Origin of the sequence: Thioclava sediminum, assembly GCF_002020355.1 — a bacterium.
GTDB classification, from domain to species: Bacteria; Pseudomonadota; Alphaproteobacteria; order Rhodobacterales; family Rhodobacteraceae; genus Thioclava; species Thioclava sediminum.
This window is the reverse complement of the sequence record NZ_MPZV01000004.1, coordinates 437701-458820: the sequence shown is the minus strand read 5'-3', so window position 1 is coordinate 458820 and position 21120 is coordinate 437701. Positions and strand designations below refer to the sequence as shown.

Here is a 21120-nt window from a genome sequence, read left to right as displayed (position 1 = left end):
GATATGCTCCGGTCCGCATCGATCATCGACCAAACCGCCCGCATATCTCTTCAGATATCTATCAATGTCAAAGAGCGCGGAGACAAAATCAACCGGCCTCGCCTCAATCCCTTGGGGCGCGCCTGCCAACCGTATCTCCAAAATTTCCTTCGCCTTCAGTCTCTTGCGATCCCTTCCGGCGCCCCGTTGCGGTGTGTGCCGCTTCGGTGAGGCGGTATTTACGGATCACTCCGCGGAGTCGCAAGTGCCTTTTTCGAAAAACTGTCACTTTTCTCGAAAGAACTCACCAAACCACTGAAATCGCTACGCTTTAGATCGCACCGCAAAGGCACCCAATTCACACCAAACCAGCGCAGGGAAGAATCTTGCGCAAATCACCCACCCCCGCGAAACCTCCTGAGGACCATGCCCCAAGGGCAGCACACCAAACCAACCGAGTCACCAGCGAAATGAACGGAATCGAACAGCTATCAAAGCGAGGAAGACGCCAAGCCAGAGCCAACCCTCGCTGGAAATCACCTTCATCTGCCAGAGGTAGTGAATCACGCCGAGCGCCACGGCCGGGTAGACCAGCATGTGAATCCGCCGCCAGTTTTTCCCCAACTTGCGGATCGAGGCATTGTTCGAGGTCACCGCCAAGGGGATCAGCAGCACAAAAGCCGTGATGCCGAAGAAGAGGTAGGGGCGCTTGATGAGATCCGCCGCGGCTTGTGCCCAGAGCATCCCCATATCCAGCACTACCCAGGCGATCAGGTGCAGCGCCACATAGAAGAAGGCCAGCAAGCCAATCGCGCGGCGATACTTGATCAGGTTAATGCCAAGGAATCGGCGCGCCGGTGTGATGGCCAATCCGCCGATCAGGAACCACAGGGCGATCTTGCCCAGCCGATGCTCGATCGCTTTCACGGGATCGACGCCGATGCCGCCGGTCAGTGTCAGCCAGACCACCCATGCCAGCGGGATCAGCCCCGCCAGATAGACGGCCCAGCTAGGCACGCGCCGCAGTGCGGTGTTGATCGGGGCGGAGAGGATTGCGCTGATCATCAGTAATACTTCGCGAGGTCCATGCCCTTGTAGAGCTGCGCGACCTCGTCGCCATAGCCGTTGAACATCAACGTCTCCTGACGGCCGGCAAAGAGGCCCGCACCCACGCGGCGTTCGGTGGCCTGCGACCAGCGCGGGTGATCCACTTTCGGGTTCACATTGGCATAGAAGCCGTATTCACGCGGCTGCAGCTGATTCCACGTCGTCGGCGGCTGCTTATCGGTCAGCGAGATCTTCACGATGCTCTTGATCGACTTGAAGCCATATTTCCACGGCACGATCAGACGGATCGGCGCGCCGTTCTGGTTCGGCATCTCTTCGTCGTAGAGACCGGTCGCGAGAATGGTCAGCGGGTTCATCGCCTCGTCGATGCGCAGCCCCTCGACATAGGGCCAGTCGATACCGCCCTGCTTCTGCCCCGGCATCTGCTCGGGACGGTAGAGCGTCTGGAAGGCCACGTATTTCGCGGACGGCTGCACGCCCACGCGGTTCAGAAGACTGGACAGCTCGAAGCCGATCCACGGCACGACCATCGACCACGCCTCCACACAGCGGAAGCGATAGATGCGCTGCTCGAGCGTTACGGGCTTGAGAATATCGTCGAGCGGATAGGAGCCGGGCTTGTCGACCATCCCGTCGATCTCGATCGACCACGGGTCGGTGACCAGTTGGCCCGCATATTGCGCGGGGTCCGACTTGTCCCAGCCGAACTCATAAAAGTTGTTGTAGGAGGTGATCTCCTTGAGGGTGTTCGGCTTGGCGTCGGTCGAGAATTTCGAGGGCTTGGCGTCGATGCTGGCAAAGCTGGGGCCGGCAATCGAGCCAAGCGCCATCGCCCCCGCGCCTGCCATGATTTGGCGGCGGTTCAGGAAGTCGGCCTTCGGCGTCACATCGGCCCAGCTCGGATCGTTCGGTCTTATCTTGCGCATGGAAATCTCCTCTCTGCCCCTACATATGGGGCGGTGCCCGTCGCGTACACTTCGGAGCTTACAGCGACATTGTTACCTCTAGGCACGTATAAAAATACGCGCCAGTATCGAGACTGGATCAACGGACGGCGCAAAGTCGTCCGATCGGGAGACAAGGGAGAGAGAGATGAAACGCTTCATCGGCGCCGCACTCGCGGCGGTCATCACAGTGGGGGCGAGCGCGGCAACGGCCGAGGACGCCCATACCTGGACCACCGAAGACACCTTCGACAACGTCACCTTCGCAGTGCAGAACGCAATCATCGGCGCGGGGCTCGTGGTGGATCACGTCAGCCATACTGGCGACATGCTGGAGCGCACGAAAGACGCGGTCGGCAGCACCAAGACGCTGTTCACCGGCGCGGACGTGTTCTCCTTCTGCTCGGCGCAAACGTCGCGCGAAGTGATGGAGGCGGATATCGCCAACTTCCAGTACTGCCCCTACACGATCTTCGTCTACCAGACGCCCGAGGACACGGATCACGTGACGGTGGGCTTCCGCTCCTATGACGAAGAGTCGATGCAGCCGGTGACCGATATGCTGACCGGGATCGTCAAAGACGCGCTGATGCTCGACTGACGGATATATAGCTCGCGTGCGCACCCGCGCGCGCGAGCACAGCAGCTCAGCTCGCGCCGCGCTCGGCCCGGGCCTCCAGCTGGCTCTTGCGCACATGGCGGATCACCTCGACCAGCAGCGCGGTCAGAAGACCCACATTCAGCAGCCCGTTCGCCGCCGCCATCCCGCCAAGGATGCGCCATTGATGCGAAAGCAGGATGTCGCCGTATCCCAGCGTGGTGAAGCTCACGAGCGAGAAGTAGACCGACTGCTCCATCGTGTTGAACACGCCCAGAATGCGGAAGCAGAACGCCCAGAGCCAGACGCCCGCGGTGACCATCGCCAAGGCCCAGAGGGCGGCGACGACAACCATCAGCATCAGCTTCGGGCGGTGCGGCTCACGCAGCATCCACCAGTGCAGCCGCGAGAACGTCGCCTCGATCGCCCATGCGCTGAGCGCGGCGATGCAAACGGTCAGAAGCATCATCACCGAACCGATGGCGATCTGGATGATCATGGGCGTTTCCTCCTGCCCTAGCTATTTCGCGCCACCGCACGGGCGTCAAGCGCAGCGGTGCCGCACTGGACAGAGCCGCTTGCCTGCCCTATCTCGATGCGACTATGGCAAAGCATTCAGACCCCAATTCCAAGCTGATCGCCGAGAACCGGCAGGCACGTTATCACTACGCCGTCGAGGACACCCTCGAGGCGGGCATCGTGCTGCAAGGCTCCGAGGTGAAATCGATGCGCGTCGGACAGACGAACATCGCCGAGAGCTACGCCTCGGTCGAGGATGCCGAATTGTGGCTGATCAACTCCTATATCGCGAGCCTCAACCAGGCCTCGCATTTCGGCCATGAGGAGCGGCGCAAGCGCAAGCTGCTCGTCTCCAAGCGCGAATTGGCGCGCCTGTGGAACGCGACCCAGCGCGAGGGCATGACCATCGTGCCGCTGAAGATGTACTTCAACGAGAAGGGCATCGCGAAGGTCCTGATCGGGATCGCGAAGGGCAAGAAGCAGGCCGATAAGCGCGAAACTGAGGCGAAACGCGACTGGAACCGCCAGAAACAGCGCCTTCTGAAGCAGAATTACTAGGGGCATGGGGCGGATTTACCCGCCCTGCCCTTGCGTCTTGCGCGCCGCTGAGTCTAAGCAATCCCGACCGGCAAAAGAGGCGCATGACGATGGATGACCCGAAAACGCTCGTATCGACGGATTGGCTTGCTGCCCATCTGAAGGACCCCGACCTGCGCATTCTGGACGCTTCGTGGTTCCTGCCGCAGATGGAGCGGGATGCGAAGGCGACCTATGACGCCAAGCACATCCCCGGTGCGCGCTTCTTCGACATCGACGATATCGCCGACAACCGCTCGGACCTGCCGCATATGGCGCCGCCGCCCGAGAAGTTCATCAGCCGCATGCGCGCGATGGGCGTCGGCGACGGCCATCAGGTCGTGATCTACGATCAGCACTCGATCTTCTCCGCGCCGCGCGTGTGGTGGACCTTCCGCCTGATGGGCAAGACGGATGTGGCGGTGCTCGACGGCGGTTTGCCGAAATGGGAGGCCGAAGGCCGCCCGCTCGAAGACATGCCGCCGATGGTGCGCGACCGTCACATGACGGTGCAGCGCCACCCCGGTCTGGTGAAGGACGTCACGCAGGTCGCCCATGCCAGCAAGCTCGGCGATCACGAAATCATCGACGCGCGCCCGAATGAACGCTTCCTCGGCAACGGCACGGAGCCGCGCCCGGGGCTGCGTTCGGGTCATATCCCCGGCTCGCGCAACCTGCCCTTCGGCGAACTGCTGACCCCCGAGGGCACCTTCAAATCCCCAGAAGAGATCAAGGCCCTGTTCGAGGCCGCCGGCGTCGACCTGTCGAAGCCCGCGATCACGACCTGCGGCTCCGGTGTCAGCGCCGCGATCCTGTCGCTCGCGCTGGAGATCATCGGCAAGTCCGACTGGTCGCTCTATGACGGGTCCTGGTCGGAATGGGGCATGTATAACGACCTCAAGGTCGCAACGGGAGAAGCATGATGCTGAACAATCTCAAGCCGCAGGCGCCGGACAAGATCCTCGCGCTGATGGAAGAATACCGCGCCGATGAGCGCGACCAGAAGGTCGATCTCGGCGTCGGCGTCTACAAGAACGCCGAAGGCGAAACCCCGATCATGCGCGCCATCCACAAGGCGGAAAAGCAGGTCTGGGACAACGAGACCACCAAGAAATACGCTGGCCTCGCAGGCCAGCCGGAATTTCACGCCGCAATGGCCGAGATGGTTCTGGGCAAGGGCTACCCGGCCGATCGTCTGGCGTGCCTCTCGACCGTGGGCGGCACTGGCGCCTGCCGCATGGGCTTCGAGCTTGCCCGCATGGCGAACCCCGGCACCAAGATCTGGGTCTCCGATCCGACCTGGCCGAACCACCTCTCGATCCTGAAATTCATGGATCAGGACTTCACAACCTATCGCTATTTCGATGCCGAGACCCGCTCGGTCGATTTCGACGCGATGATGGAAGACCTGAAGGGTGCCAAGGAAGGCGACATCGTGTTGCTGCACGGCTGCTGCCACAATCCGACCGGCGCGAACCTGACGCTCGAGCAATGGGGCAAGGTCGCCGATCTGCTGGCTGAGACCGGCGCCGTGCCGATGATCGACCTCGCCTATCAGGGCTTCGGGGACGGTCTTGAAGCCGATGCGGCAGGCACCCGCCTGATCGCCGAGCGTCTGCCGGAAGTGCTGATCGCGGCGTCCTGCTCGAAGAACTTCGGTATCTATCGCGAGCGCACCGGCTGCCTGATGGTTCTGGGCTCGGAAGAGACCAAGAAAACCGTTCAGGGCAACCTCGCCTATCTCAACCGTCAGACCTACTCTTTCCCGCCCTATCACGGGCAGGCGCTGGTCACCCGCGTGCTCACCGATCCCGAGCTGCGCGCCGATTGGGAAGCCGAGCTGGAAGAGGTTCGCACCGGCATGCTGGAGCTGCGCCAGCAACTCGCCGACGAACTGCGCAAGCTGTCCAATTCCGACCGCTTCGACTTCGTGGCAGAGCACCGCGGCATGTTCTCGCGCCTTGGCGCAACGCCCGAGCAGGTCGCTGCGATGAAGGAAGGCAACGCGATCTATATGGTCGGCGACTCGCGTATCAACATCGCGGGCCTCAACAAAAACAGCGTGCCGCTGCTGGCCCGCGCGCTGATCGACGCTGGCGTCTAACCGCTTCCGACAACACGAAAATTCGAAACGGCGGTCCATTCGGGCCGCCGTTTTTCGTGGCGGATTTTTCCGCATTGCGCCCTTGAAATAATAAGCAGGCTCATAATATAGAGGCTTACTTTAATTTCAACGGAGCCCCGGATGCCCGATCAGAGCCTAGGTTTTCTTCTGCACGACGCGACGCGGTTGATCCGCCGTCGCTTCGAGGCACGCGCCAACGAGTTCGGCCTGACGACCGCGCAATGGCGGCTGCTCGTCTACCTCAAGAAGGAGGGCGCGCTGCCGCAGGCCCGGCTAGCCGAGTTGCTCGAAATCGAACCGATTTCGGTTTCGCGCCTCGTCGACCGCATGGAAGAAGCCGACTGGGTCTGCCGCAAAGCTGATCCGAACGATCGACGCGTCAAGCTCGTGCATCCCTCGGCCAAGGCGCGCAACGCGTTCGAGAATGCGCGCTCCATCGCGGATGACATCTACGAGCAGGCACTGGCCGGGCTGAGCGATGACGAAGTCGCGACCGCACTGAACACCCTGCGGGCGATCATCCGTAACCTCTCCGAAGACACCTCCTCCACGTCAGAGACAAATCATGAGTGACCAGAACCCGACCGCGGACAGCGCGGCAAACCAACCGAAACAGAAGAAGGGGCCGAAATTCTGGCTCCTTATTCTCGTGCCTGCCCTCATCGTACTGGGCGGCGCGTGGTACTGGCTGAGCGTCGGTGGCTCGCAAAGCACCGAGAACGCCAACTATCAGATGGCGCGGATTCCCGTGGCCTCGCAAATCTCGGGCCGCGTGACCAAGGTGTTCGTGCATGACAACGAGCATGTGAAAAAAGGCACGCCGCTCTTCGAGCTCGACAAGAAACCCTACGAGCTGGCGCTGGCCAAGGCAGAGGCCGCACTGTCGCAGGCCCGCCTTCAGGTCGAACAGCTTCGCGCCTCCTACAAGGCTGCGCTCGCCGACGAGAAACAGGCGGCGGATAACGCGGCTTATCAGGAGAAACAGCTGAACCGTCAGGAAAAGCTGATCAAATCCGGCACCACGACGCAGCAGGCGCTCGACCAGCAGCGCACGGCGACGCAAGCCGCGCAGAACACGCTGGCCGCCGCGAAGCAGAAAGTGGCGTCGGCCAAGGTTGCGCTCAACGGCAATCCCGAGATTCAGGTGGACGAGCATCCTTCGGTGAAATCGGCGATCGCGGCGGTCAATGACGCCAAGTACAACCTCTCGCAAACCGAGGTCGATGCGCCCACCGATGGCATCATCTATCAGGCCTCCTCGTTCAAACCGGGCGAGATGGTCGGTGCCGGCGCCAGCCTCTTCACGCTGGTCGATACCAGCGACGTCTGGGTGATCGCGAACTTCAAGGAAACCGCACTGACCCACATGCAAGAGGGCCAGTCGGCCACCGTCGAATTCGACGCCTTCCCGGATCGCGAATATCACGCGACGGTCGACGCGGTCGGCGCGGGCACCGGGGCCGAGTTCTCGATCCTTCCCGCACAGAACGCGACCGGCAACTGGGTGAAAGTAACCCAGCGCGTTCCGGTGCGCCTGCGTCTCGACGAAGGCGCGAACCTCGAAGGCCTGCGCGCAGGTCTCTCGGCCAGCGTCACCGTCGATACCGCCTCGCAGCCGCGTTACAAGCGCATCCTCGACAAGGCGAACAGCTCGGCCGCAGTCGCTGGCACGACCGATCAGGGGCAGTAAGTCATGGCCGAGGCCGCAGACAAACAACCCAAGGGGATCGATCCGCATAACGTGCCGCATCGCGCGCTGATCATGGCGTCGCTGATGCTGGCCGTGATCATGCAGGTGCTCGATACAACGATTGCGAACGTGGCCCTGCCCGACATGCGCGCCGACCTCGGCGCGTCGCGCGATACGATCAACTGGGTGCTGACCTCCTATATCGTCGCTGCAGCCATCGTGACCCCGCTGTCAGGGTGGCTCGCCAACCGTTTCGGGCGGCGCGAGATCTTCATGGTCGCGGTGATCGGCTTCGTCGTCTTCTCGATGCTCTGCGGGATCGCGTGGTCGCTCGACGTGATGGTGGTCTTCCGCCTCATGCAGGGCGTGTTCGGCGCGGCCATCGTGCCGCTCGCGCAGAACTTCATGCTCGACATCAACCCGCGCGAGAAGCACGGGCAGGCGATGGCGATGTTCGGTGCAGGCATCATGCTCGGCCCGATCATCGGCCCGACGCTGGGCGGCTATCTGACCGAGGTGATCAACTGGCGCTGGGTGTTCTACATCAACGTGCCGCTCGGGATGATCGCCATCGCGGGCTCCGCCTTCTTCCTGCCCGAGACCCCCAAGAAGAAGATCGGCTTCGACTTCTTCGGCTTCGCGGCGCTGGCGGTGGCCATCGGGTCGCTGCAGATGATGCTCGACCGTGGGTCCGATCTCGACTGGTTCGCCTCGCGCGAAATCTGGATCGAAGCCGCGCTCGCGATCAGCGGGTTCTGGGTGTTTCTGGTGTGGATTCTCAGCGCGAAAAAGCCCTTCCTCGAGCCGAAGATGTTCCTCGACCGCAACCTCTCGATGGGGCTGCTGTTCATCTTCGTGATCGGGATCATCCTGCTCGCCTCGCTGGCACTGCTGCCGCCGATGCTGTCGAACATCTTCAGCTACCCGACGCTGACGACGGGCCTCGTGATGTCACCCCGCGGCGTGGGGGCGATGATCATGATGCTGCTGATCGGGCGGTTGGTGAAGGTCATCGACCTGCGCATCCTCGTGGTGGTCGGCCTGTCCTTCACGGCCTATTCGCTGCACATCATGTCGACCTTCTCGCCGCAAATGGGGCCAAAATGGATCATCATCTCGGGCGTGATTCAGGGCTTCGGGCTGGGCTCGGTCTTCGTGCCGATCTCGACGCTGGCCTTCGCCACGCTGGCCCCGGAATATCGCGGCGACGGCACGGCGCTGTTCTCGCTTCTGCGCAATATCGGCTCGTCCATCGGAATCTCGATCGTGACCGCGCTGCTCACCCACAATATCGCTGTGAACCATTCCGAGATCGTCTCTGCGATCAATCCGCAGAACCTCTCGGGCGTGATGAACGGCGCGAGCGGCATGTCGCGAGAGGCGGCCCTGACGGTGCTCAACAACCTCGCGACGCAGCAGGCGGCGATGATCTCTTACGTGGACGATTTCAAGTTCATGATGTGGGTCACGCTGGCGGCCATCCCGCTGGTCTTCTTCCTGCGCAAGCCGGATTATCAGAACAGCGGCGGCGGCCAGAAGCCGCAAGGCGCTCCGGTCACCGAGTAAGCCCACATCAGACGCAATGAAAAAGGCCCGGGATCGCTCCCGGGCCTTTCGCTTTGTCTTGGATGAGGCGTCTTAGTTGACGAACTCCGGATAGGCTTCCATGCCCAGTTCCGCCTTGTCGAGGCCCATCATCTCGTCCTCGGCCGGGGCGCGGATGCCCATGACGGCTTTGAGGATGAACCAGATGATTGCCGAGACCACGAAGACGAAGATGCCGACGATGATGATCGAGACGATCTGGCCGTAGAAGGTGCCGTCGGGGTTGGTGATCGGAACAGCCAGCGTGCCCCAGATACCAGCGCCGAGGTGGACCGGGATAGCGCCCACGACGTCATCGATCTTCAGCTTGTCGAGCATCGGAACCAGCAGGACCACGATGATACCGCCGATCGCGCCGATGATGGTCGCTGCACCGAGGCTCGGGGTCAGCGGCTCAGCCGTGATCGACACGAGACCAGCCAGAGCGCCGTTGAGAACCATGGTCAGATCCGGCTTCTTGTAGAGGATCTGGGTCAGGATCAGCGCTGCGATCGCGCCACCGGCAGCTGCCGTGTTGGTGTTGGCGAAGATGCGCGAGATATCGGCGACGTTGCCCACGGTGTTCATGTAGAGCTGCGAACCGCCGTTGAAGCCGAACCAACCGAGCCACAGGATGAACGTACCGAGCGTGGCGAGCGTCAGGTTCGAACCGGGCATAGCCTGGACCTTGCCGTCCTTGTACTTGCCGATACGCGGGCCGAGGATCAGAGCGCCCGCGAGAGCTGCCCAGCCACCGACCGAGTGCACGACGGTCGAGCCGGCGAAGTCGAGGAAGCCGAAATCGGCGTCCAGGAAGCCACCGCCCCATTTCCACGAAGCCTGGATCGGGTAGATGAAGCCCGTCAGGATCACGGTGAAGATCAGGAACGGCCACAGCTTGATGCGCTCGGCCAGGGTGCCCGAAACGATCGACGCGGTGGTGGCGCAGAACATCAGCTGGAAGAAGAAGTCCGAACCGACCGAAGCGTAGGTCAGGTCGACCGAATCCGCGCCGACGCCAACAGGCTCGAGCGAGGTGGTCGAGAAGGCACCGAGCACGCCGTTGATCGACCAGCCGTCGCCCGGGTACATCAGGTTGTAGCCGATGAGGTAGTACATGATCGCCGCGATCGCGAAGAGCGCGATGTTCTTGAGCGACTGCATGGTCACGTTCTTCGAACGCACGAGGCCAGCCTCGAGCATCGAGAAGCCCGCGCCCATCCACATCACCAGGAAGCCGGTGACGAGGAACATGAAGGTGTTCAGGATGAAGCCGATCTCATTGGCCGGCGGATCCATCGCCGCGGGCGCGGCGGCATCCTGCGCCAGCGCCGGCAGAGCCACCGCGGTCAGAGCGACCGCAAGGCCGGTGATTTTCGAAAGCTTGTTCATTTTCCTACTTTCCCCCTGTCGCGCCTTAAAGCGCGTCGTCATTGGATTCGCCGGTGCGCACGCGAACCGCCTGCCCGACATCGAGAACGAAGATTTTGCCGTCGCCGATCTTGTCGGTTTTCGCGGCTTTCATGATCGTGTCGACAACCTCGTCGGCGAGGCCGTCCGCGACGACGATCTCCAGCTTGACCTTCGGCACGAAGTTCACGGCGTATTCGGCGCCACGATAGATTTCCGTGTGACCCGACTGGGCACCGAAGCCTTTGATCTCGGTCACCATCATTCCGCGCACGCCGATGGTGGTGAGCGCCTCGCGCACCTCCTCCAGCTTGAACGGCTTGATTGCTGCAATGATGAGTTTCACCTGACATCCCTTCCTTGTTCAGCCCTTTCGATGCCCGCTTGGTGACATCGCACGGTGTTAAAAGGCCCGCTGTGCCCCTTTCGCACAAGGAAACGAGGTTCCGTCCGAGTAGCAGCCTCAGCGGATTCTGGCTCAAATTTGCACAATTTGTGCGCTTTGCCGCTTTTTTAATCACATTGCAAATCTGAAACGTGATTTTTCGCGGGTGCACATCTCGGGTCGGCCCGTGTAGATTGCGCGCAATTAAAACGCAGGCAGCGGAACAGGCAGATGACTCAGAAAGGCGGAGGGCGCGGGCGCCTCGTGGCCGACAAGCGCTATTCCTCGTCGAAGCAGCCTCCCAAGGCATCGAAACCCACCAAGCCGCGCAAGAATGCGCGCCGGGGTGGAGGTAACGGCGGAGGTGGCGGCGGCGGCCGAGGCAAGCCGCCGCGGCGCAACGGGCCGATCACCGGTCTGATCATCGGCCTCGCTCGGTTGATCTGGCGGGTCATCTGGGGCGTCGGCTGGCGGCTCGCGATGATCGTCGCCCTCGTGGTGGGCGCAGCGACGCTGTATTTCTACTCGACCCTGCCTGACTACACGAAGCTGCTCGACGGCCGCACCCGCGGCTCGGTCACGATGCTCGACGATCAGGGCAAGGTCTTCGCCTGGCGCGGCGAGACCTTCGGCGGCCAGATCGACGCGAAGAACGTCTCGCCCTATCTGCGCGACGCCGTGGTCGCGACCGAAGACCGCCGCTTCTACCATCACTTCGGCATCTCGCCGCGCGGCATCGCCTCGGCGATGGCGATCAACATGCGCGAAGGGCGCGGGCCGTTCGACGGCAACGGCGGCTCGACCATCACGCAGCAGACCGCGAAGCTCTTGTGCCTCGGCGTGAAGTTCGACCCGAAGAAATGGAAGAACGAAGCCGCCTATGAGAATGACTGCCGTTCGGGCGGTCTGCGCCGCAAGATCAAGGAAGTGCCCTACGCCTTCGCGCTGGAACTGAAATACTCGAAAGATGAAATCCTTTCGATCTACCTCAACCGCGCCTATCTCGGTGCGGGTGCACGCGGCTTCGAGGCCGCGTCGGAGCGCTATTTCGGTATCTCGGCGGCCAATGTAGATCCGCAGCAGGCGGCGATGCTGGCGGGCCTTCTGAAAGCCCCGAGCTACTACGCCCCGACCTCCAGCCTCGAACGCTCGCAGGAGCGGGCAGCGACCGTGCTCAACCTCATGCATGGGCAGGGCTACTTGACGGATCGGCAATATCTCGACGCGAAGAACAACCCCGCCACTCTGAGCCAGGCAGCGCAGAAACGCGCGGGCGGCTATTTCGCGGATTGGGTGATGGATACGATCCCGGACTTCCTGTCGCGCGACACGACCGAGGATGTCGTCATCAACACCACGCTCGATCAGCGCATCCAGTCGGCGGCCGAAGACGCGATGAAGTCGGTCTACGACAACAAGGTCTCCAAAGGCTCGAAGGCCGAATCCGCAATCGTCGTGATGAGCGCAGATGGCGCCGTGCGCGGCATGGTTGGCGGTCGGGCCACGAAGGTCTCGGGTGCGTTCAACCACGCCACCATGGCGCAGCGGCAGACCGGCTCGACCTTCAAGCCCTTCGTCTACGCGACTGCGCTCGATCTGGGCTACACCCCGGATTCGATGGTGGATGACGCGCCGGTCACGGTGAAGATGCCCGGCTCACCCGATTGGAGCCCGCGCAACTACGAGCGCAGCTACATGGGGCCGATCACACTGACCACGGCGCTGGAGCATTCGGTGAACGTCGCCACCGTGCGCGTCTCCGAAGCGGTGGGACGCGAGAATGTCATCAAGGTCGCGGAAGGCTTCGGCTTTGCGCAGGACCTGCCGAACCTGCCTTCGGTGGCGCTTGGCGTGGGGGAATCGGACCTGCTCGACATGACGGGGGCCTATGCGGGTATCCTCAATGGCGGCTCTTCGGTGCAGCCCTATGGCCTGACCTCGCTGACGCTGAAAGGCGACGACCAGCCGCTCTTCGGTAAGCCCGGCGGGATCGGCGAGCGCGTGATCTCGAAGAAAGCGGCGCAGGAGCTGACCTACATGATGCGTCAGGTCGTGCTGCACGGGACCGGCCGCCGCGCCAACATCGACGGCTACGAGATCGCGGGCAAGACCGGCACCACGCAGAGCGCGCGCGATGCCTGGTTCGTCGGCTTCACCTCGGATTACGTTGTCGGCGTCTGGATGGGCAATGACGACAACACGCCGCTGAAAGGGACGACCGGGGGCGGCCTGCCCGCCGAGATCTTCCACGAGACGATGAAGCGTGTCCTCAACGGCGAAGATCCCAAGCCGCTGCCCATGGCTCATCCGGGCGACTGGCAGGTGCCGGCTCAGCAATCTCAGGGGCAAAGCCAGAGCGCGGGTCAAGCCCCCGCCCAGCCCCAGCGGCAGCGGCGCGATCCGTCGCAGTCGATCCTCAACGAGTTGCTCAACATCTTCGGCAGCAACTGAGCGACCGAGCCGAAACGAAAGAAACGCCCGGACCACTGGCCCGGGCGTTTTCATTTGGTGCGGTGTCTTGCCGGGCCGTAGCCCGCGCCGCTTACCCCGCCCGTTTCAGATCCTCGATCATCGCGTTGATATTGCCGCGACGCCGGTCGAGCATCGCGCCGATCTCGGCCCGTTCGGAGGCGAGCATGTTCACGCCCTCGACGATCAGGTTGAAGAACTTGTCGCTGCCAGAGCGATCCGAGACCTGCCACAGCACCTCGAACGGCGCCTGCCCCGGCAGGGTCGCGAGCGTCTTCACCTCGTAGAAGGTTTTGATCGGGCGGGCGCCCTGAATCTGGAACTTCGCGCCCTGGAACTCACGGAACCGCTTGCCGTATTTGCGCGAGAGGTAGCCCTGGAACGCCTTGGTGAAGGCCGCGAGCTGCGCCGGGCTCGCTTGCCGCGCCGCCACGCCCAGCGCCGAACGCGCGATGACGTTCACATCCGCATATCGCGCGAAAATCCGTTCAAACATCGCATAGAGCGCGGGCCCGGTGCGCCCCGAGGCGATGGCCGCGTTGACCTCGTTCACCGCTTTCTGGATCAGCGCGCGCGCCTGCGCATCGGTCAGCGCATATGCCGAACTCGGCACCATCGCCGCCGCCAGACCCGCCGCGCCGAGGCCCAGAACCTGCCGCCTATTGCGGCAGAAGGTCTTCGTAGGGATCGTAGGCATTCGCATCGGTGGCCTCCTCGCCGTTGAGTTCGTAGCGTCGGTTCTGCAGATACAGAAGCCGGCTTTGAGCATAGCTGTCGGCACTGTCGTACAGGATCGAATCGACAGTGGTGCCATACATGTTGCGCTTCGCGACATTGCCGCCGAAGCGTAGCGCCCCTGCGGCGATGCGCTCCTTGTCGGGCAGCGCGCCCAGCGGGTCGATCACAAAATCGACGACCATCCCGACTGTATCACGCGTCGTGGACGGCCCGAAGACCGGCAATTCCTGATAATTACCTTCGCCCACGCCCCAGACATGTAGCGTCTCACCGAAATCGGTATCCGTCTCGGGCAACGAGAAATCCGTCCCCGCCGGATCGAAGATACCCCCCAGCCCGATCGTCGAGTTGATGAAGAATCGGAAAGTGTTCTTCACCGCCGGTTCGGGCCGTCCTTGCAGCAGAGAGTTGAGCACTTTGCCCGGCAGGCTGAGATTGCTGCCGACATTATAGAGCGTTTTCGTCACCGGCCCGGGGCCACTGCCATCGGTCGAATCGGAGCGGAAGAAGGCCGAGTCGAGCTTCTTGTTGAACTCATGCGTCTTGCGATTTGCCGCCTCGTAAGGATCCTGAATGCCGGTCGCGGGCGGCGCAGGTGCGCAGGCGGCCAACCCCAGCGCAAGCGCCGTCATCGTAGCCACCGCCGACCACCGCATGCCGATGCGCGCCGAGGCCCTCTTTTCTAATTCCTGCGCCAAAGTCGCTCCCCCCTGCGTTGCGGCTTAGGTCCTGAAATAGATAGGGCGCATCCGGTCTTGCCGCAACGCGAGTCGCTCAGAACTCCGGAGTTCCGGAAGAAATGGATCGAATTGACGCGAAAAGGCGCGGCGAAATTAACGCCCCGTTCAGCGCCTTCGCATCACCCTTGCCAAGCGCGGCGCTCCGATCAGTGCCCGTCATCGCGGGGAGAGCACGATGCCATATTCCAACACCGATCAAGCCATCATCAAACGCAACATCGTCAAAGGACGAGGGGAGATGGCCCGGCTGCTGGGCCGGGTACGAAGGCAATTCGTGCTGGTCGCTATATTCGCGGCCTTCATTAATCTGCTCGTTCTCGCAGGGCCGCTGTTCATGCTGCAGGTCTACGACCGCGTGCTGCCCGCGCGGTCCTTGCCGACGCTGATCAACCTGTTCCTGCTGGTGGCCTTTCTCTTCACGATGATGGGCGTCATCGATTGGGCTCGAGGTCGCCTGCTCGCCCGAATCGGGGCGGATCATCAGCGCGGCCTCGAGCGGCGCGTGTTCGACGCCGCCATCATCGACGCCACCATCAACACGCAGGAGCGGTCCTCCAACAACGCCCTGCGCGATCTGGAAATCGTCCAGCGCTATTATGCCTCCCCGGTCGCGGCGGCGGTGTTCGATCTGCCCTGGACGCCGCTCTATCTCGGAGTGCTGTTCGTGTTCCACCCGTGGCTCGGCGCTCTGGCCTTCGCCGGAGGGGCCACGTTGATCCTGCTGTCTCTCGCCACGCAATTCATCACGCGCGGGCGGATGGAAGAGACGACGCAGCTTGAGAACAAAGCGCGGTATCTCGGAAACGATTTTCTCCGCCAGATCGAAACGGTCGTTTCGCTTGGGATGCGCGAAAGCGGCTTCAAACGCTGGCAGGCGGCGCGGCATGAATCGATGGACAACGCGATTCGGGCCACCGATCTCAGCGGCAGCTTCCATGCCTCGATGCGCGCGCTGCGGATGCTGCTGCAAACCTCGATGCTGGCGCTTGGCGCCTATCTCGTACTGCAAGGCGAGTTGAGCGCAGGGGCGATGATCGCCGCCTCGATCCTGATGGGTCGATCGCTCGCGCCCGTCGAGCTTGCCGTGGGTGGGTGGACTCAATGGCAGCGCGCCACCGTCGCCCGCGACCGGCTGGCGGCCCTGCTCGGTGCTCACCCGCCCGAGCAAAAGGGCACCGAATGGGTGAGCCCGAAGGCGCGCCTCGCCGTCGAAGACATCACCGTCCGGCCCGCCAATTCCGACCGAGCGGCGATCGAGATGATCAGCTTCTCGCTCGAACCCGGGGAGGCGCTCGGGGTGATCGGCCCGCTCGGCGCAGGCAAATCCGTTCTCGCGCGCAGCTTGTGCAACTTCGCCCATCCAAGCTCGGGCACGATCCGCCTCGACGAGGTGCCGTTGGATCAATACGACCGCGACAATCTGGGACGGCTGATCGGCTACCTGCCGCAATCGGTCACCTTTTTCCCCGGCACCGTGGCCGAGAATATCGCCCGGCTCGACCTCGCGCCCGACATGGACCGGGTCATCGCCGCTGCCAAACGCGCTGGCGCGCACCAGATGATTCTCAAAATGCCCGCGGGCTATGACACGCCGATCGAGTTCGAGGGGGCTTCGCTCTCCGATCGCCAGCGTCAGCTCGTCGCGCTCTCGCGGGCGCTCTACCACGACCCTATCCTTCTCATTCTCGATGAGCCAAACCTTTTGCTCGGTGGAGATGCCGGGGCCTGTCTGCACACGATGCTGAGCGATCTGAAGGCGCGCGGCGGCGCGGCAATCGTGATGACCAACAGTCCCGGCGCGCTCGCCGAATGCGAACGCATCCTCGTACTCGATCACGGCGCGCAGCGCGCCCTCGGCGCGCGTGACGACGTCCTCAAGCGCATGATCGCCTCGGCCACGAAGGCCCGCGTCGTTCCACGCGCGGACAGCGCCGCGTGAGCGACGCCTGCATCCATTCCGGGCAAGGGGGCACCTGCTGCACCCCTTCGCAACATGGCGTCCCGATCAGCTTCGGCCTCGCGGCGATCGTCGCCCTCTTCATCGGATCCGCCCTTTGGCTCACCGTCACGCGGCTCGCCGGATCGATCCAGGCCTCAGGACGGATCGAAGTCGACAGCTCCCGCCATGTGGTCGAGCATCCGACCGGCGGGACCATCGAACAAATCTATGTCAAAAGCGGCGATCACGTCACCCGCGGCCAAGTGCTGATGCGCCTTGCCTCGGACGACATCCGGACCGAGCTGGCCATCGTCGAAGCCTCGGATTTCACCCTGCAGGCGCAGCGCGCGCGGCTGCAAGCCGAACGGGACGGCGCGAACACGGTCCCTTATCCGAGGCAGCTTTTGGAGGCGGCCAAGCTCCGCGCGGATGTCACCGATCTGGTCGAGGGGCAGAATTCCCTGTTCGAAGCCCGCAAACAGTCCTTCGCTCAGCAACGCGCCGAAATGGCGCGGCAGCTGCAGCAAATCCGCGCGCAGCGCGACGGGCTCGATGCGCAGGTCACGGCGCTGGAACGCGAAGAGCGGTTGATCGAAAAGGAACTCGCGCTCCGCGAACGGCTGAAGGATCGCGGCCTCGCCACATCGGCGCAAATCCTCGCCCTCACCCGCGAACAGGTCTCGCTGGAGCGACAACTCGGCGCGTTAAGCGCCCAAAAAACGCAGCTCACGGTGCAAAGCGGCGGCGTGGTGCTCACCGCGTCGCGGCTGCAATGGCAACGCCGGGAGGAAATCGAGTCGCAACTCGAATCCAGCAATGCGCGCGCCATCGAACTCTCGGCGCGCACCACCCATCTGCGCCGCGAATTGGCGCGGCGCACCCTACGCGCGCCAGTCAGCGGCACGGTGCACGATGTGCGCCTGCGCGGCGCGCATGCGGTGCTGCGCCCGGCGGAGATGGCGATGGCAATCGTAGAGACCGGGCGGCCTCTCATCGTCAATGCGCAAGTCGATCCGACCAATATCGACGGCCTGGCAGCAGGTCAGACTGCGATCCTCCGCTTTCCGGGGCTGTCGCGGCGAATCTCGAGCGACGTGACAGGCACAATCACGCGCATCTCCCCGGACACGCTGACCGATCCCGCGACCGGGGTAAGCTATTACGAAGCGCGGATCACCTTCGATATGGACGAGCTCGACGCGGAAGAACGCAGGCTGCTCGTGCCCGGTATGCCCGCCGAGGTTTTCCTGCAGACCGCACCGGTCTCTCCGATCCGCTACCTGCTCAGCCCGTTCCTCGATTTCTTCGCACTTGGCGGCGCAGCGGGGTGACCGCCCGCCCCGACGTGGTCACAACCGATCGAGCAAGGCGCGTGTCGGCCATCCATCCGCGGGCAGTCCGAACCGCTCTTGCGCCATCTGAACCGCGTTGCGGGTGTTGGCGCCGAGGATGCCGTCGACCGCGCCCACGTCGTAGCCCTTCGCGACCAGCTTCTCCTGCAACCGCTTCATCTGCGACACGCTCAGTCCCGGTTCGGGCGCGCCGGGATCGAGGCGCGGCGCCCTTTCGAGGCGCGTCGCGAAATAGGCGGCGCTGGTGACGTAGACGAAGCTCTTGTTCCATTCGAACAGCACGCGGAAATTCGGATAGACGATAAAGGCGGGCCCCTTGCGCCCCATCGGCAAAAGGATCGACCCGCGCAGGTTGCGCGCAAGCTGCCCCTGTCGCGCACGCACGCCGCGCGCCGCCCATTCGGAAACCGGCAATTCGGTGGTGAGCCCGGTCTGGGACCAATCGAGATCGTTGGGCACAGTCACTTCCTGCATCCACGGCTCGTTCGGGCGCCACCCCATATCGCGCAGCATGTTCGCCCCCGACATCAGCGCATCGGGCGCCGAGGTCTTCAGGCGCACATGGCCGTCGCCATCGCCATCGACCCCGTTGTGCAGGATGTCCTCGGGCAGCATCTGCACCTGCCCGATCTCTCCCGCCCAGGCACCGGTGGTTCGCTTGGGATCGAAATCGCCGCGCCGGAACAGCTCGCCCGCGGCAATCACCTGCGGACGGAACAGCTCGGGCCGGCGGCAATCATGGGCCAGCGTCAGCAGCGCGTCGCGCGTGTTGAAATCGCCCTGCACCGCGCCGTAATCGGTCTCGAGCGCCCAGAAGGCGAGCAGAACCCCGCGCGAGACGCCATAGGTCTGCTCCATCCGGTCGAAGGTTTTCGCATAGCGCTTGGCGTTTTTCGCCCCGTTGACCATCCGGTTCTTGCTGATCACCGCGCTCGCGAATTCGAGAAAGGTTTTGCGAAATACCCCCTGCGCCCGGTCCGCCCGCAACACGGCCTGATTCTGCCGCGCACCGGCGAGGAACGCATTGGCCTGCTGCGCGTTCAATCCAGCCGCCTGCAGATCGCTGCGAATCCCGGACACGAAACCGGACCAGCTACCGCCGCACTCGGCATGGGCAATACCGACGTTGAACATGGGCGAGAGAACGAGGGTCAGGGTGAGCAGAGCTTTACGCATGAGAGCCTCCGGGTTGCGCGATCTTCCTCGACGCTATCTTGCGCGGCCCAAGGCGACAACCCGATGCGGCGGCCCTGCAAGCCGTTGCAATTTCAGCACTCTTTGCAGCCGCAGAATCGGATCGTCTGAATGGTTAACTTGCTTTTTACATTGAGGTGATCAGCATGGATCACGGGGAAGCTGTTGGAGGATGTCATGGAATTCCTGCCTAAGGAGGTCCTTGAAGGACTGCGCGCCGCGCAGAAACGCGATGCGGCGAAAAAGGCACGCCTGCGTGTTCTCGCAGGCGGTCAGATTTGGCCGGTGCTGCGCCGGGTGCCGGGTGGCTTCGCGTTGGATGCCGACGAGGTCTCGCATCTGCGCGGCCATGTCGATCTCTATGACGGACCCAAGCACGTCGCGACCTGCCTGATCGTGGCCTCGGAAATTCAGGGGAACGAACTGATCTGCACGGTGAAGCGCGAAACGCCCGTCAGCGATCGCGCGGCGCTCGATTTTGCGCAGGAAGGGCCGACGCTATCGGGCTACCTGACGAAGATCTGAGCGAGACCGAGATTTCAAAGGAAAGGGCCGGAAAACCGGCCCTTTTTCATTGCAGATCAGAGAAGGCGGCTTGCAGTCGATCGACCGCTTCGCGCACCCGCGCCCGCGGCGTGGCGAGGTTGAAGCGCAGAAATTTCTCTCCCCCCGCACCGAAAGTCGCCCCGAAATTCACCGCGATCTTCGCGTCCTTCAGAACACGCGACTTGTATTCCTCGGGCTCCATTCCGGTGCCGGAGAAATCGACCCAAGCGAGATAGGTCGCTTCGAGCGGCATCGAATGCAGCCCCGGGATCTCGGCGATCCCCTGATCGAAAATCCGGCGGTTCTCATCGAGATAGGCGTTCAACTCATCGACCCACGCCGCCCCCTCGGGGCTGTAGGCCGCCGTCGCCATCGCGATGCCGAAACTGTTGGGCGAGATCCCCAATGCTGCCATCCGCGTCGCGAATCGGGCGCGCAGATCCGGGTCCGAGATGATGACGTTGCCCGTATGCGTGCCCGCGATGTTGAAGGTCTTCGTGGTGGCCGTCATCATCACCAGCGGCAGATCGGGCGCGGCATTCGCCATCGGGATATGGGTTTCGCCCGGCATCACGATGTCATGGTGAATCTCGTCCGAGACCAACACCAGCCCGTGGCGCTTCGCGAACGCCGCCGTGGCTTCCAGCTCCGCGCGGGTCCAGACGCGCCCGCCGGGATTATGCGGCGAGCAGAGGACGAGCATTTTCTCCGCCCCCGTCATCAGCCCGTCCCAGGCGTCTAAATCCATCTCGTAGCGGCCATCGACCAGTTTCAGCGGGCATTCGCGCACCTCGCGCCCGGCCGCACGGATGACCCGCGCGAAGGCATGGTAGACCGGCGTCATCAGAACGACCGCATCACCCGGGTCGGTATAGGCATCGACGCAGAGCGCCGTGCCGTTGACCAGACCGTGAGTCGTGAAGATCCAGTCCGGCTCGATCTCCCAACCGTGGCGCTCGCGCATCCACCACTGGATCGCGGCGCGATACTCGTCATCCCCGCCCCAGTAACCGTAGATACCCTGCGCGACCATGTCCTCGAGCGCGCGCTGCACGCAGGTGGGCGGGCGGAAATCCATGTCCGCGACCCACATCGCGATCCCGTCTTCCGGCGAAACCCCGTAATACTTTTCCATCCCGTCCCATTTCTGCGAATGGGTGCCTACGCGGTCGATGATTTCGTCGAAGTCGGGTTTGCTCATCTGGGCCTCTCTCTGGTCGGATTGGGCGCATCTGAGCAAAAGCAAAGCCGGGTTACAAACGGC

General features: G+C 63.0%; 20 protein-coding genes. 11 read left to right on the top strand and 9 right to left on the bottom strand.

Annotated features, from left to right (window positions below):
- Window positions 1-438: 438 nt before the first annotated feature.
- A complete protein-coding gene (gene msrQ / locus BMI91_RS17620) occupies window positions 439-1044 on the bottom strand; it encodes a protein-methionine-sulfoxide reductase heme-binding subunit MsrQ (RefSeq protein WP_078606067.1) in 606 nt (201 codons plus the stop codon).
- Entirely contained in the window at window positions 1044-1973 is a 930-nt protein-coding gene (gene msrP, locus BMI91_RS17615) for a protein-methionine-sulfoxide reductase catalytic subunit MsrP (protein ID WP_078550752.1), read from the bottom strand. Before msrP ends, msrQ begins: the two co-directional genes overlap by 1 nt.
- A 166-nt stretch (window positions 1974-2139) precedes the next feature.
- Between msrP and BMI91_RS17610 the strand changes: the two genes are divergently transcribed.
- Window positions 2140-2592, top strand: a complete 453-nt coding sequence (locus BMI91_RS17610; protein ID WP_078606066.1) for a DUF302 domain-containing protein — start codon at window positions 2140-2142, stop codon at window positions 2590-2592.
- Window positions 2593-2638: 46 nt separating this feature from the next.
- Here BMI91_RS17610 and BMI91_RS17605 read toward each other — a convergent pair whose 3' ends face one another.
- Complete coding sequence (locus BMI91_RS17605; protein WP_078541739.1) at window positions 2639-3088, bottom strand: ion channel; 450 nt, start codon at window positions 3086-3088, stop codon at window positions 2639-2641.
- A gap of 104 nt (window positions 3089-3192) precedes the next feature.
- On the opposite strand from BMI91_RS17605, the gene smpB reads away from it, so the two are divergent.
- The 6 genes from smpB (at window position 3193) to BMI91_RS17575 (ending at window position 9065) form a co-directional block, all read left to right on the top strand.
- Complete coding sequence (gene smpB, locus BMI91_RS17600) at window positions 3193-3666, top strand: SsrA-binding protein SmpB (RefSeq protein WP_078522393.1); 474 nt, start codon at window positions 3193-3195, stop codon at window positions 3664-3666.
- 89 nt (window positions 3667-3755) lie between these two features.
- Window positions 3756-4607 carry a 3-mercaptopyruvate sulfurtransferase gene (sseA, locus tag BMI91_RS17595; RefSeq protein ID WP_078522417.1) on the top strand — a complete coding sequence of 284 codons (852 nt, stop codon included), beginning with the start codon at window positions 3756-3758 and terminating at the stop codon, window positions 4605-4607.
- A complete protein-coding gene (locus tag BMI91_RS17590) occupies window positions 4607-5788 on the top strand; it encodes an amino acid aminotransferase (RefSeq protein WP_078606065.1) in 1182 nt (393 codons plus the stop codon). The genes sseA and BMI91_RS17590 overlap by 1 nt, the downstream gene beginning before the upstream one ends.
- Before the next feature lie 141 nt (window positions 5789-5929).
- Window positions 5930-6382 (top strand): MarR family winged helix-turn-helix transcriptional regulator, encoded by a 453-nt coding sequence (locus BMI91_RS17585; protein ID WP_078606064.1) that lies wholly within the window; start codon window positions 5930-5932, stop codon window positions 6380-6382.
- The gene (locus tag BMI91_RS17580; protein ID WP_078606063.1) at window positions 6375-7499 is read left to right on the top strand and encodes an HlyD family secretion protein; all 1125 of its coding nucleotides are present in this window, start codon (window positions 6375-6377) and stop codon (window positions 7497-7499) included. Before BMI91_RS17585 ends, BMI91_RS17580 begins: the two co-directional genes overlap by 8 nt.
- Window positions 7500-7502: 3 nt before the next feature.
- Entirely contained in the window at window positions 7503-9065 is a 1563-nt protein-coding gene (locus BMI91_RS17575; protein WP_078606062.1) for a DHA2 family efflux MFS transporter permease subunit, read from the top strand.
- A 72-nt stretch (window positions 9066-9137) separates the two neighbouring features.
- On the opposite strand, the gene BMI91_RS17570 is transcribed toward BMI91_RS17575, so the two are convergent.
- Window positions 9138-10475: an ammonium transporter gene (locus BMI91_RS17570; protein WP_088719786.1), complete on the bottom strand. Its 1338-nt coding sequence runs from the start codon at window positions 10473-10475 to the stop codon at window positions 9138-9140.
- 25 nt (window positions 10476-10500) lie between these two features.
- On the bottom strand, window positions 10501-10839 hold the full coding sequence (locus BMI91_RS17565) for a P-II family nitrogen regulator (RefSeq protein ID WP_078522388.1): 339 nt from the start codon (window positions 10837-10839) through the stop codon (window positions 10501-10503).
- A gap of 270 nt (window positions 10840-11109) precedes the next feature.
- Between BMI91_RS17565 and BMI91_RS17560 the strand changes: the two genes are divergently transcribed.
- A complete protein-coding gene (locus tag BMI91_RS17560; protein ID WP_078606061.1) occupies window positions 11110-13329 on the top strand; it encodes a transglycosylase domain-containing protein in 2220 nt (739 codons plus the stop codon).
- Between the two features lie 91 nt (window positions 13330-13420).
- Here BMI91_RS17560 and BMI91_RS17555 read toward each other — a convergent pair whose 3' ends face one another.
- Together BMI91_RS17555 and BMI91_RS17550 are read right to left on the bottom strand one after the other, a co-directional pair.
- Window positions 13421-14044 carry an MlaC/ttg2D family ABC transporter substrate-binding protein gene (locus BMI91_RS17555; RefSeq protein WP_078606060.1) on the bottom strand — a complete coding sequence of 208 codons (624 nt, stop codon included), beginning with the start codon at window positions 14042-14044 and terminating at the stop codon, window positions 13421-13423.
- On the bottom strand, window positions 14007-14717 hold the full coding sequence (locus BMI91_RS17550; protein ID WP_078551117.1) for an MlaA family lipoprotein: 711 nt from the start codon (window positions 14715-14717) through the stop codon (window positions 14007-14009). The genes BMI91_RS17555 and BMI91_RS17550 overlap by 38 nt, the downstream gene beginning before the upstream one ends.
- Before the next feature lie 283 nt (window positions 14718-15000).
- On the opposite strand from BMI91_RS17550, the gene BMI91_RS17545 reads away from it, so the two are divergent.
- Together BMI91_RS17545 and BMI91_RS17540 are read left to right on the top strand one after the other, a co-directional pair.
- Window positions 15001-16764 carry a type I secretion system permease/ATPase gene (locus tag BMI91_RS17545; protein WP_078606059.1) on the top strand — a complete coding sequence of 588 codons (1764 nt, stop codon included), beginning with the start codon at window positions 15001-15003 and terminating at the stop codon, window positions 16762-16764.
- Window positions 16761-18095, top strand: a complete 1335-nt coding sequence (locus BMI91_RS17540; protein WP_078606058.1) for an HlyD family type I secretion periplasmic adaptor subunit — start codon at window positions 16761-16763, stop codon at window positions 18093-18095. Before BMI91_RS17545 ends, BMI91_RS17540 begins: the two co-directional genes overlap by 4 nt.
- Before the next feature lie 18 nt (window positions 18096-18113).
- Here the strand turns inward: BMI91_RS17540 and BMI91_RS17535 are convergent, their stop codons facing one another.
- A complete protein-coding gene (locus BMI91_RS17535) occupies window positions 18114-19292 on the bottom strand; it encodes a lytic murein transglycosylase (RefSeq protein ID WP_078606057.1) in 1179 nt (392 codons plus the stop codon).
- A gap of 195 nt (window positions 19293-19487) precedes the next feature.
- Here BMI91_RS17535 and BMI91_RS17530 point away from each other — a divergent pair, with 195 nt between their 5' ends.
- Window positions 19488-19835: a hypothetical protein gene (locus BMI91_RS17530; RefSeq protein WP_078570812.1), complete on the top strand. Its 348-nt coding sequence runs from the start codon at window positions 19488-19490 to the stop codon at window positions 19833-19835.
- 46 nt (window positions 19836-19881) lie between these two features.
- Here the strand turns inward: BMI91_RS17530 and BMI91_RS17525 are convergent, their stop codons facing one another.
- Window positions 19882-21057 carry a MalY/PatB family protein gene (locus BMI91_RS17525; protein WP_078606056.1) on the bottom strand — a complete coding sequence of 392 codons (1176 nt, stop codon included), beginning with the start codon at window positions 21055-21057 and terminating at the stop codon, window positions 19882-19884.
- Window positions 21058-21120 lie beyond the last annotated feature (63 nt).